This window comes from Mycobacterium sp. 852002-51163_SCH5372311, from assembly GCF_001667115.1.
GTDB lineage: Bacteria > Actinomycetota > Actinomycetes > Mycobacteriales > Mycobacteriaceae > Mycobacterium.
In genome coordinates, this window is sequence record NZ_LZIJ01000109.1 from 19116 (window position 1) to 31741 (window position 12626).

Annotated in this window: 10 protein-coding genes; 4 read left to right on the plus strand and 6 right to left on the minus strand. The window is 68.3% G+C overall.

What is annotated here, in order from left to right; all coding sequences use genetic code 11:
• The first annotated feature begins 69 nt into the window (after positions 1–69).
• The gene (gene mrx1 / locus A5791_RS13810; RefSeq protein ID WP_067237310.1) at positions 70–321 is read left to right on the plus strand and encodes a mycoredoxin Mrx1; all 252 of its coding nucleotides are present in this window, start codon (positions 70–72) and stop codon (positions 319–321) included.
• Here the strand turns inward: mrx1 and nudC are convergent.
• The 4 genes from nudC to A5791_RS13830 are packed head-to-tail and all read right to left on the minus strand — an operon-like array spanning position 318 to position 8741.
• A complete protein-coding gene (gene nudC, locus A5791_RS13815) occupies positions 318–1241 on the minus strand; it encodes an NAD(+) diphosphatase (protein ID WP_067237314.1) in 924 nt (307 codons plus the stop codon). The two genes, mrx1 and nudC, sit on opposite strands and share 4 nt — an antisense overlap.
• 5 nt (positions 1242–1246) lie before the next feature.
• Positions 1247–2317, minus strand: coding sequence for a TrkA family potassium uptake protein (locus A5791_RS13820; protein ID WP_067237317.1), 1071 nt, complete (start codon positions 2315–2317; stop codon positions 1247–1249).
• A gap of 50 nt (positions 2318–2367) precedes the next feature.
• Positions 2368–5649 (minus strand): ATP-dependent DNA helicase, encoded by a 3282-nt coding sequence (locus tag A5791_RS13825; protein ID WP_067237667.1) that lies wholly within the window; start codon positions 5647–5649, stop codon positions 2368–2370.
• The gene (locus A5791_RS13830; RefSeq protein ID WP_067237322.1) at positions 5646–8741 is read right to left on the minus strand and encodes an ATP-dependent DNA helicase; all 3096 of its coding nucleotides are present in this window, start codon (positions 8739–8741) and stop codon (positions 5646–5648) included. The genes A5791_RS13825 and A5791_RS13830 overlap by 4 nt, the downstream gene beginning before the upstream one ends.
• A 288-nt stretch (positions 8742–9029) precedes the next feature.
• On the opposite strand from A5791_RS13830, the gene A5791_RS13835 reads away from it, so the two are divergent.
• From A5791_RS13835 to A5791_RS13845, 3 genes are read left to right on the plus strand one after another with little or no spacing between them, the layout of a single operon-like run.
• Entirely contained in the window at positions 9030–9215 is a 186-nt protein-coding gene (locus tag A5791_RS13835; protein WP_156661268.1) for a hypothetical protein, read from the plus strand.
• A 55-nt stretch (positions 9216–9270) separates the two neighbouring features.
• Complete coding sequence (locus A5791_RS13840; protein ID WP_067237670.1) at positions 9271–10056, plus strand: alpha/beta fold hydrolase; 786 nt, start codon at positions 9271–9273, stop codon at positions 10054–10056.
• A 2-nt stretch (positions 10057–10058) separates the two neighbouring features.
• Positions 10059–10367: an MGMT family protein gene (locus A5791_RS13845; protein WP_067237330.1), complete on the plus strand. Its 309-nt coding sequence runs from the start codon at positions 10059–10061 to the stop codon at positions 10365–10367.
• On the opposite strand, the gene A5791_RS13850 is transcribed toward A5791_RS13845, so the two are convergent.
• Positions 10364–11218, minus strand: coding sequence for a TIGR02569 family protein (locus A5791_RS13850; protein ID WP_067237335.1), 855 nt, complete (start codon positions 11216–11218; stop codon positions 10364–10366). The genes A5791_RS13845 and A5791_RS13850 overlap by 4 nt on opposite strands.
• Positions 11219–11364: 146 nt before the next feature.
• Positions 11365–12555 (minus strand): adenylyltransferase/sulfurtransferase MoeZ, encoded by a 1191-nt coding sequence (gene moeZ / locus A5791_RS13855; protein ID WP_067237340.1) that lies wholly within the window; start codon positions 12553–12555, stop codon positions 11365–11367.
• Positions 12556–12626: the final 71 nt, after the last annotated feature.

The window sequence follows — 12626 nt, forward strand, 5'->3', positions numbered from 1 at the left end:
GCCTGACACGTGCGGGCCACGTCGCTATTTGCCCGGAATGCATCGCCACCGCGATATGTTTAAGGGGCCATGACCAATGCTGCGCTCACCATTTACACCACATCGTGGTGTGGTTTCTGCCATCGGCTCAAGACGGTCCTCAAGGCTGACGGGATCGCCTACGACGAGATCGACATCGAAGACGACGCGGCGGCGGCCGAATTCGTCGGCTCGGTCAACGGCGGCAACCGGACGGTTCCCACGGTGAAGTTCGCCGACGGCTCCACACTGACCAACCCGAGCGCCGGCGAGGTCAAAGCGAAGCTGGCCGAGGTCGGCTAGTCCAGCGCCGCCCACGACTCGATGATCACGCGGGCAATCGAAATAGACCCGGGCAGAAGAAGTTTCGACTCCGATGCGCTGGTCCAATCGCCGGCGTCAAGAGCGGCACGCACCTCCGCGCGGGTGAACCACGCCGCCTCGACTATCTCGCCGTCGTTGAACGAGAACGCCTGATCCGGGTCGGCCACCGCGTGGAAGCCGACCATCAGCGACCGCGGGAACGGCCAGGGCTGACTGCCCAGGTAACGCACATCGCGAACGATCAAGCCGATTTCCTCGCGGATCTCCCGCGCGACGCAGACCTCGAACGACTCGCCCGCTTCGACGAACCCCGCCAGCAGCGAGAACATCCGCTCCGGCCACATCGCCTGGCGGGCCAGCACCGCGCGGTCGGCGCCGTCATGGACCAGGCAGATGACCGCCGGATCGATCCGCGGGAACTCCTCATGCCCGGTGATCGGGTTGACGCGCGACCAGCCGCCCCGGGCCGGCTTGGTCGGCGAACCGTCCATCGAGCTGAATCGAGCGCTGTCATGCCAGTTGAGCAGCGCGGTGGCCGACGACACCAGTTGGCTGCTGGTCTCGTCGAAGATCTTGCCGAGGTTGCGAAGGTTCACCACCTCGGTTCGAACGTCGGGATACTTCGGCGCTTCCAGCGCGCCCCGGATCGCCCAGACGTGCCGACCGCCCTCGATGCGGCCGAGGAATACCGCGTCCGATGGCGGTTTGTCGCCCAGCGCAGCGGCCTCGCCAAGCACCACGCGGCCGTCGGCGACGAGCACCTGGCTGCGCGAATCCACCCGCAACAGCGCAGCATCCGTCCATCCCGCCGTGGCCGCCTCGACATCGGTGCGCAGTTGGTCGGCACGGTCGGCGCCGACGCGCGACAGCAACGGAATGCTGTGCAGCTGAAAGTCCACGATCGCTAGTGCCCGACGTTTCGGATGTACAGCAGCCGGTCACTGGCCTCTATGGCGTCCACCTCCGGCGCACCGATGCGGAGCAGATGGCCGTCGCGGACCACACCGAGCACGATGTCGCTGAGGTGCCGCGGGGATCCGCCGACCTCGCTCTGCTCCACCTCGCGTTCGGCGATGGCCAGCCCTGCATCCGGCGTGAGCAGATCCTCGATCATCTCCACCACGCTGGGTGTGGTGGTGGCCAGCCCGAGCAGCCGGCCGGCTGTCTCGGAGGAAACGACTACCGAGTCCGCGCCCGATTGCCGCAACAGGTGCTGGTTTTCGGCTTCCCGGATCGACGCCACGATCTTGGCGTTGGGCGCGATCTCACGAGCAGTCAACGTGACCAGCACCGCGGTGTCGTCACGACTGGCAGCGACGATGATCGACGCCGCGTGCTGGACGCTGGCCAAGCGAAGCACGTCCGATTTGGTGGCGTCGCCGTGGACGGTTACCAAACCTGCCGCCGCGGCGCGGTCCAGCGCGGCCCGATCGGTGTCGACGACGACGATCTCACCGGGGACCATCTCGTCACCGAGCATCGCGCCGATCGCCGTTTTGCCCTTGGTCCCGTAACCGATGACGACGGTGTGGTTGCGCACTCTGCTCCTCCAACGCTGGATCTTCAATGCCTGCCGCGACGTTTCGGTGACGACCTCCAGCGTCGTTCCGACCAACAAGATCAGGAACGCAATCCGCAGCGGCGTGATGATCAAGACGTTCGTCAGGCGGGCGAACTCGGATACCGGAGTGATGTCGCCATAGCCGGTGGTCGACAGCGTCACCGCGGAGTAGTACAGGCAGTCAAGAAACGTGAGCGGATCGCCCTGCGCGTCGTGGTACCCGGCCCGATCGAGGTAGACGGTGATTGCGCCGACCAGGAGCGCCCCGAGGGCGATGGCTATCCGGCGGGAGATGATACGAGCGGGACCGGCCTGCCCCTGAGGAATACGCAGCACCCCGACAAGCGCGTAACTGGGCTGGACGGTCAAACTCTCGTCGAGACGTCTCAGCCGCCGCCAGCTACCTGTCGCCACGGAAATCCGTCATCGCATTGGCCCAGCGCACGACAAACATGTAACCACGATCAAGCGCTGGCAGGGTGACCGGAGTCGGCCAGCAGCACGGCCAGCTCATCGGCATCGGGCAAGTCATCGGGGAAGACGGTGGTTCCGCTGCGTACGTAGTGAAACGCGGTACGTACCGACGATTCCGGGCAACCGGTCAAGGCAGCCCAGGCCAACCGGTAGACGGCCAGCTGTACGGCGGCCTGCCGCATGGCCTCGCGCCCCTTTGGCGGCTCGCCGGTCTTCCAGTCGACCACGGTGGTACCGCGGTCTGGGTCGGCGAACACCGCGTCGATGCGGCCGCGCACCACAGTTTCGCCGACAACTATTTCGAACGGCACCTCGACGGCCACCGGTGTGCGGCCCGCCCACTGCGATCCAGCGAAAGCCTCCTGCAGCGCGGCGAGCTCCTCGCTATCGCCGACGTCGGAATCCACCGCGCCGGGCAGGTCACCCAGATCGAACAGCAACTCGCCGCCGTAGAACTGTTGGACCCAGGAATGAAAGGCGTTGCCCAGCAATGCATGTGGGTCAGGACGGGTAGGCAGGCGATGCATCAGCCGCTGCGCCGCAGCCGCCGGGTCGCGGGCCAGGTCCACCAGAGCGCTGACCGACAACTGGCTGGGGAGCAGGTGGATGGGCGGGCGGGCGGCGGATGCGCGCTCGACCAGTAGCGCATCGACGTCCGCGGCCCACCCTTCGGCGTCGGCACCGGCTGATTCGCCGGCGTCGACGGGCGGGGCCGACATGGCCTGGGTGACCAGGGCGGCCCCTCGCTCGACAGCGGCGCGGCGCCCGGCCAGCGGATCGGCGGGCCACAGTGCCTCGACGACGTTGTCTCGCAGCGGGTTTCGTTCGCCATCCGCTGGCGCCGGGGCCCACTGCTCGACCACGCCGCTGGGCTCGCCGGCCGCAGCCGACCGGTCGATGATGTCCTTGATTTCGCACAGGAAGTCCGACGGACCACGCGGCTTGACCCCGGTGGCACTCCAGTGGTGACCCGACACCAGCAAGGTGTCCTCGGCCCGCGTGATGCCGACATACAGAAGTCGGCGTTCCTCGTCGACTCGGCGTTGGTCGAGCTGGCGACGATGCGCGAAGATTTTGTCCGACAGCTGTTTTCGATTGGTGACGTCCGAGGTGTCCAACACCGGGATGCCGAGCGCGCCAGGCTGGGCACGATCACCGCGCAGCAGTGGCGGCAACTCGGCGGCGTCGGTGAGCCAGGTGCTCCTCGACGCGGTCGACGGGAACGTTCCACCGGACAGGTGTGCGACGGCCACCACCTGCCACTCCAGCCCTTTTGCGGCGTGCACGGTGAGCACCTGGACCCGGTCGGCGGCGACTACCGGCTGGGCGGGCGGCAACCCGTTCTCGACCGCCTCGGCCGTATCCAGATAGCCCAGCAAACCAGCCACCGACGCCGAGCCCACCCGCTCCGCGTAGGCGGCGACGACATCGGCGAACGCATCGAGATGTGCTGCGCCACACCAGGCCCCCGCGAATGCCAGCGCCCGGACTTCGCAGTCGATGCCCAGCGCGCGGCGCACCTCGGCAACCAGATCGGGCAGGGAGCGACCGAGGTGGCCGCGCAGGGTGCTCAGTTCAGCGGCCAGTGCGTTGATGCGCTGATACCCCACAGCTGAATAGCCGGCGGCCGGCCCCGGATCGCTGATGGCGTCGGCGAGACATGCGGTGTCGAGGTCGCAACCAGCTGCCATCGCGATGGACTCGGGCGAGGGCGCCTCGCCCGATTGTTCGCCGCCGAGCTCGCGTGCACGCCGCCACAGCGCGGCTATGTCGCGCGCTCCCAGTCGCCAGCGTGGACCGGCCAGCACCCGCATCGCTGCCGCGCCGGCCGTGGGATCGGCAACCAGCCGCACCATGGCGACCAGGTCGGCGACCTCGGGGACGGCCAGCAAGCCGGCCAGCCCGACAACCTCGACCGGGATTCCGCGGGCACGAAGGGCCTCGGCGATGGGCGCGGCATCGGCGTTGCGCCGCACCAACACTGCGGCGGTCGGGGGGCTGACACCGTCAGCTCTTGCTTGCCGATACTGCTTGTCCAGGTGGTCGGCGATCCATTCGCGTTCGGCTTGCACATCCGGCAGCAACGCACAGCGGACGGTGCCAGGGGCAGCATCGGGCCGCGAGCGCAACGCGCGCACCGCCACCGACCGTCGCCGCGCCTCCGCCGATATGGCGTTGGCGATATGCAGGGCCCGCGGCGGATTGCGCCAGCTGGTCCGCAGTTCCAGGACCGGCGCGGGGGTGCCGTCGGCCAACGGGAAGTCGGTGGTGAACCGCGGCAGGTTGGTGGCCGAAGCGCCACGCCATCCATAGATCGACTGGATCGGGTCACCGACCGCGGTCAGCGCCAACTCGTCGTCTGCAGTCGAGCCGCCTCCGAACAGCGACGACAGCGCGACGCGCTGGGCATGCCCGGTGTCCTGGTATTCGTCGAGCAGGACCACCCGGTATCGGCTCCGCAGGTCGACACCGACCTGCGGAAAGCCCGCGGCCAGCCGTGCGGCACACGCCATCTGAGCGCCGAAGTCCATCACCTTCGCGGCGCGCATCCGCTCCTGCAGCGCATCCAGCAGCGGCACCAGCTCGGCGCGCTCGGTCTGGGTGGACAGCAACCGCAACAGCCACTGGTTGGGTCCGCGGTCGCGTTGGTAGGGACCGGCCGGGAGATCGTGCACCAGCCGTTCCAGCTCCACGTGGGTGTCGCGCAGCTGCCGGGTGTCCACCAAATGCTCGGCGAGCTGGTTCCACAGCCGCAGGACCATCGAGGTGACCGCGGCCGGGGTTTTGTCGGTGCGCAGTTCGCCGCGATATCCGGCGACCACATCAAACGCCAACTGCCACAGCTCCGTTTCGCCCAGCAACCGGGTATCGGGCTCGACGGGCAACAGCAGCCCATGGTCACGCAACAGCGACCCGGCGAACGCGTGGTAGGTGCTGACCACCGGGGAGCCCGCCGGTTCGGAGGCCGACGCCCCGGCGGCGCCCAGGCCGATGCCGGCCAACCGGTCCAGCCGGGAGCGGACCCGGCGCTGCAGCTGCCCGGCGGCCTTGCGCGTGAACGTCAACCCAAGCACTTGGTCGGGTGTGGCGTAGCCGTTGGCGACCAGCCATACCACTCGAGCGGCCATCGTCTCGGTCTTGCCGGCCCCGGCCCCCGCGATGACGACGAGCGGGCCGGGCGGCGCGGCGATGACGGCGGACTGCTCGGCCGTAGGCGGGAAAAGCCCGAGTGCACAGGCTAATTCATCGGGGCTGTAGCGTGCCGGGGTCATGGCGCTGTCCCCTCGGTGTGGGCCGGGCACGAGGGGCGTACCGGGCAGTTCGCGCAACCGGCGTTGCGACGGGCGACGAAATGCGGCCCCGCCGTCGCCGCGGCCGCCTGCTCGACGAGGTTGCGCCAATGGTCGCGCATGGCCGGCGTGAGCGGATCCTGTTCGCGTTCGGTGACGCCGTTGGATCCGGCCTTGCCCAGGTAGACCAGACGAGCGCCGCCGGGCTCGTCACCGGCCGGAAGCATGCCCTCGGCCACCGCAAGCTGATACATCGCCAGCTGGGCGTGTTGTTGCGCGTCGTCCTTGCTGACCGGCGTCTTTCCCGTCTTGACGTCGACGACCACCAGCCGGCCGGCCGCGTCGCGTTCGAGCCGGTCAACCCGGCCACGCAATCTCACGTTCGCCACGGTTCCGTTGACGTCGACCTCGACGCCGGCCTCGGTCAACTCGCCGCGGGTCTGGGTTCGCCACTCGACGAATGCCTCGATCATGGCGCGGTGCCGGGCCAGCTCGTTGGCCGAATACCACTGTGCGTCGAATGGCAGGTGCCCCCATATCCGGTCCAGCTCGCCCAGCAGCTGGGCTTCTGTCTTGCCCGGCTCGGCGATCAGCGCGTGCATCACCGAGCCGACGGTGGAGCGCAGTTCACGCGCGTTCGTGCCGCCGTGCCGCTCGGCAAGCCAGCGCAGCGGGCAGTCGGTAAGCGTCTGCAATGTCGATGGCGTCAGGGTCACGGGCCCGTCCTCGTCGCGCAAAGGCTCACCGGTGCTGAGCGGGATCAGGCCGTGCCAGGCGTCCGGGTCGGCACCGGGCACGCCCGACTTGGCCAGTCGGGCTAATTGCGTTGCCGCACAGCGGCGCATTTCGTCGTCCACGGCTCCGTCCGGGGCGCACACCACACTGCGCAGCCGGCCCACCAGCGCCGCCGTGGACAATACCCGCGGCACCGAGACCGGTTGTGCTGCAACGGTGTCGTCACCAGCCAGTTGCGCGATCTCGGCGAAGAACGCCGACGGCAGCGCGGCCGCCAGTCCCGGTCCGTCGGTGTCGCTGTCCACGGCCGTTACCAGCAATTGCCGTCGCGCCCGTCCCATAGCCGCTACCAGCAGCCGGCGCTCCTCGGCAAGCAGCGGCGCCCGCACCGACGCGTCCTCGCCGACACCGTCGAGTTCGTCGAGCAGACGCTGGGTTCCCAGCACACCGCCACGGGGAATCGTGTTGGGCCACAAGCCATCCTGCAAACCGGCGATTACCACCAGATCCCATTCCTGCCCCAGAGCCGCGTGGGCACTGAGCACCCGGACCTCTTCCCCCTGCGGTGCCGAGTCACGGTTGACACCCGGAAGCTGCAGCGCAGCAACGTGTTCGACGAGGCCGCCCAGGGTCGCGCCGGAGGTGCGCGCGACGTAGTGATCGGTGATGTCGAACAGCGCAGTTACAGCGTCGAGGTCCCTGATCGCCTGGGCGCCGGCCGGACCGCCGCGCTCGCAAGTCGCCAGCCATCGTCGCTGCAGACCGGACCGGTGCCACGCCGCCCACAGCGTGTAGCGCGGGTCTTGCCCCTCCCGGTGGCAGCGGGCAGCCGCTTCCAGCACCGCGCGGACCCGCCCCAATGGGTTGGGCAGCGGCTCTCCCCCCACCAGCGCCTCGACCAGCAGATCTCCGAATTTGCCTGGGGTCCGTCCTGTGCTGCGGCGCTGAAGTGTGCGGCGCAGCCGCCGAAGTGAGACCGGGTCGACACGACCGATGGGGCCGGTCAGCAGAGTCAGCGCGCGCTCACCGTCGAGGCCGTCGGCGGTCGCGGCCAAGACGGTGAGCAGTGCCTGAGCCGCGGGCTGGGCGCAGACCGGTCCGCCGTCGGCGGGGACGGCAACCGGCACGCCGGCCGCTGCCAGCGCACGCGGCAACCGGGCGGCAGCCCGCGGCACCGACCTGACGATCACCGCCATCTCCGACCAGGGCACCCCGTCGATAAGGTGCGCTCGTCGCAGCGCATCGGCGATCGTCGCCGCCTCGGCGTGCGCAGAGGCCGCAAGGCGCACGCTGACCGACCCATCCTCCGTTCCCGTCCCGTCCACATGCCTGCCGGCAGAGGCTCCAGGCAGCCTGCGCGCTATACCGGTGACGGCCCGCGCCACCGCCGGCGCACAGCGATGCGAGCGCGTCAGCGTGACCGACGGACTATCGATGGCGAGTAGTCCCTCAGATTCGCCACCGCGGAACCCGAACACTGCTTGATTGGGATCGCCTGCCACCAGCGACAATTCGGCGCCGGTGGCCAGCACGCGGACGAGCCGCGCGGCTTGCGGGTCGAGTTGCTGGGCGTCGTCAATCAACAAAACACGTACCCGGGCGCGTTCGGCTGCCAACAGTTCCGGGTCGAGGGCGAAAGCTTCCAGCGCGGCGCCGACGAGTTCAGCGGCGCCCAGCGCCGGCGCCGTCGCCTGCGGCGCTGCCGTCCCGACCGCCGCCCGCAGCAACATCACCTGCTCGTACTGCCGCGCGAACTGGCCGGCAGCGGCCCACTCCCGACGCCCACACCGTCGGCCCAGGCGCTGCAGTTCTAGCGGGTCTACTCCCCGCTCGGCGCAGCGCGCCAACAGGTTTCGCAGCTCGATGGCGAAGCCCGCGGTGCTCAGGGCAGGCCGCAGATATTCCGGCCAGTCGGTCGCGGCGGCTGATCCGTCCGCGACGTCTCCGGCCAGCAGTTCCCGGATGATGGCGTCTTGTTCGGCGCTGGTAACCAGCCGAGGGGGCGCCTCGCCCGCGCGTGCGGCGGCCCGCCGCAACACCGCGTAAGCGTAGCTGTGCACAGTGCGGACCAACGGCTCGCGGACCGCGGCGCGACCGGGGCGCGCGTCGCGTGCTCGCAGCAGGGCCGCGGTGAGGGTGCTGCGGGCCCGCGTCCCGATCCGGCCCGAACCGGTAAGCAGAAGAACAGATTCCGGGTCTACGCCGGCGCCTACTCGAGCCACTGCGACGTCGACCAGCAAGCTGCTCTTGCCCGTCCCGGGACCACCGAGGACACGGATCAGGCCGCGCGCGCCCGAGTGCAGAACGGCACGCGCCTCGGCATCCCAGGTGTACGACATAGCCGCATGCAATCACGAGGGTCTGACAAATTAGGCCCGGCGAGGGCTTGGCCGAAAGTGGAGCAAACGCCTCCGGATGAATTCACCGGCAACGGCGCCGGTCACGGAGACCAAGAAGCAGAGCTCACGAGTGTGCACTTTGTCGGCGTTGTCCGGATACTGGAATCCCGGGTGTCGAAACGGCCAATTGGAGGTACACCGTCCCTGTGCGGAGCCCCGTCCGGGCCAAGAACGCACCCCGGGACAAGACAAGGGAGGGTTTGCAACGTGAACGACGTAGGAGGTTTCATGCCGTCTGACGAAGTGCCCGAAGCCGACGCGGTCGAACAGCAGCTGCCTGCGGATTTCCCCGACGAAAGCGACCTGGACACTTCCTCCTTGACAACGACGGATCGCGAGGCCAACGAAGCCGATGTGATCGACCAGGCGATAGAGGTCCCTGTCCCGGACGACGAAAGGGATATCGACTACTGACGGTGCGCGCGGACCTCCTTCCGCATGCCCGGGTGTGAGCTGGCACCATCGATTCGTGACCGCCGACCTTCACGTGCATCGCTTCGGCCCGGCCGGCCCGGTGCGGATGCTGGCTCTGCACGGGCTGACCGGCCACGGCGGGCGGTGGCAGCACCTCGCTGGTTACGTGCCCGAAATCGCCGTTGCCGCACCCGATCTACTCGGCCATGGGAGATCGTCGTGGGCCGCGCCGTGGAGCATCGACGCCAACGTCGCCGCGCTGGGTGCCCTGCTCGACGATGTCGCCGAAACACCGGTGCTGGTGGTCGGGCACTCGTTCGGCGGGGCACTTGCGATGCACCTTGCCGCGCTCCGGCAAGAGCAAGTGGCCGGGTTGCTGCTGCTTGACCCGGCGGTCGGCCTGGACGGGAAGTGGATGAGCGAGATCGCCGAAGCGATGTTCGCCTCTCCCGACTACGCAGACCGGTCAGAGGCCCGCCAGGAGAAGGCGGCCGGGTCGTGGGCGGACGTGGATCCCGCGGTGCTCGATGCCGACCTCGACGAACACCTGATCGAGCTGCCGAACGGCCGGTATAGCTGGCGCATCAGCCTGCCGGCGATGATGTCGTACTGGAGTGAGTTGGCCCGCGACGTCGTGCTACCGCCGACCGCAATCCCGACGATTCTGGTCCGGGCCAAGTGGACCTCGCCGCCGTATGTCAGCAACGAACTCGTCGCGAGCCTGCAGGAACGGTTGGGCCCCGACTTCGAGCTGCTGGATTTCGAGTGCGACCACATGGTGCCGCACGCAAAGCCCGCTGAGATCGCCGCGCTTATCCGCAAGCAGTTGGCAGCGCATTAGCCGTGGCACAGGTAACCGAGGAGCAGGTCGAGCGGGTGCGCTTCCTGGTCGCGGCGATTCCACCCGGCAGGGTCGCCACCTATGGCGACATCGCCGCTGTCGCAAAGCTTTCCAGTCCGCGTATCGTCGGCTGGATCATGCGGACCGACTCTTCCGACCTGCCTTGGCATCGGGTGATCACTGCTTCCGGCCGCCCAGCCAGGCATCTGACCACCCGACAGCTCGAGTTGCTGCGCGCCGAGGGAGTGCTCAGCGTCGACGGCAGGGTCGCGCTCGGCGAAGTCCGCTACGAGTTTCCACGCGGGATCTAGAGCACCAGCCTGACGAGGGCCGCGGTGCGGGCCAGACCGGGAAAGGCATCGGCAGTGGACCGCGGGTGCAACGCGTGAACGGCCAACCGAAACATCAACGCCCGCAACAACATCTGCGGCCACTCGGGCAATGCGTTCCAGCGTTCGATGAGTCCGTCGTCGGCTTCGCCCCAGGACAGCGCGTCGATGACGACCACGGCCGCGGCCCACGAAGCGGGCCGCCAGTAGGGCGTGATGTCAGTGATCCCCGGCGCCGCTGTCCCGATGAAAAGCACTGTGCCGTAAAGGTCTCCGTGCACCAGCTGATTCGGGCTCTTGGTCGGCTTGCGCAGCCCGGCGAGCTGATTGATCATGTCGATCGATTGCTCGGCGTCCGCAGTGGCGGGCGCGGTGCGCGCCCCCGGCGGCACCGACTGCAACGGCCGCTCTTCCCACGCCGCCCGGTCCGCGGCGATGAAAACGTCGACCTCCCCCCATGGCGCCGTGGGTCCCTGAGTCAGGAAGCGAGGGCGTTCCAGCTTGCCCGTCGCTTCGTGCAGTCGTACCGCCGCCGAGACGACTTCATCGTGCCTGGGCTCCGGCTTACCGGCGACGAATGTGTCTGCCCGCCAGCCCGAAACCACATACCGCCCGTCGGTCGAGCGGACCGGCCGGGCCAGCCGCACGCCGTCGACGAACAGCGTCTCGCGCACCCGGGCAGACCAGGCCGCGCGGGCGTTGTCGGCCACCAGCGACAGTACGACCTCGCCGCATCGCCACCCGTCTTCCCACCCGGCGCCCAACCGGATCGGCTTCACACCGCTCAAACCGAACGCCACCAGCACGTGTTCGGGCGGTGGCTCGACATTCACACCGGCCAGCCTAGTAGAGCGGGGTCGTGGCGATCGCGAGCGCGGCGAAGCCGGGCGCGGCGGGTCGCCACCATGCGGAGTCGTGGCGATCGCGAGCGCGGCGAAGCCGGGCGCGGCGGGTCGCCACCGGCGGCGAGCGAACTCGGTCAGTACATCACCATGTCGGGCTGCATCTGTTTGGCCCACGCGACGATTCCGCCCTGCAAATGAACCGCGTCGGAGAAACCGGCCTTCTTCACCGCGGCCAGCGCCTCGGCGGAGCGCACTCCCGTCTTGCAGTAGAGCACAGGCATGCGATCCTGAGGCAGCTTGGCCAGGCCCTCGCCCGAGTTGAGCGACGACTTCGGGATCAGCTGTGCTCCGTCGATGTGAACGATGTCCCATTCCACAGGTTCACGGACGTCGATCAAGGCCAGCTTCTTCCCGGAGTCCAGCAAATCTCGCAACTCCTGCGGCGTGATGGTGGAACCGCTGGCCGCCGCGGCGGCGTCCTCGGAGACCACGCCGCAGAAGTCGTCGTAGTCGATCAGCTCGGTGATCCTCGGTGTGGACGGATCCTTGCGGATCTTGATGGTGCGGTAGCTCATCTCCAGCGCGTCGTAAATCATCAACCGGCCGAGCAGCGATTCGCCGATTCCGGTGATCAGCTTGATCGCCTCGGTACCCATCACCGACGCGACGGACGCGCAGATGATTCCCAGCACGCCGCCTTCGGCACAGGACGGCACCATGCCGGGTGGCGGCGGCGCCGGATAAAGGTCGCGGTAGTTGAGGCCGCGACCGCCGGGCGCGTTCTCCCAGAACACCGAGACCTGGCCCTCGAAGCGGTAAATAGACCCCCACACGTACGGTTTTTTCGCCAGCACTGCGGCGTCGTTGACCAGGTAGCGAGTGGCGAAGTTGTCGGTGCCGTCCATGATCAGGTCGTATTGCCCGAACAGGTCCACGGCGTTGCTGCGATCCAGCCTGAACTCGTGCAATCGCACGCCGACCAGCGGGTTGATCGCCAGGATCGAGTCGCGCGCCGACTGGGCCTTCGAGCGACCGACGTCGGCAACCCCATGGATGATCTGGCGCTGCAGGTTCGACTCGTCGACGACGTCGAAATCGACGATGCCGATTGTGCCAACGCCCGCCGCGGCCAGGTAGAGCAATGCCGGCGCGCCGAGCCCGCCTGCGCCGATCACCAGGACCCGCGCGTTCTTGAGCCGCTTCTGCCCGTCGACGCCGAGGTCAGGGATGATCAGGTGACGGCTGTAGCGAGCCACTTCTTCGCGGCTCAGCTCAGCGGCCGGCTCAACCAGTGGCGGCAGTCGTGGCAGTGATGTCTGGGACATCTGGGATGTCGACACCGAACATCTCCTCGGTTTGCAATTCAACTTCCATCACAGCAGTTGCCCCGATCAAC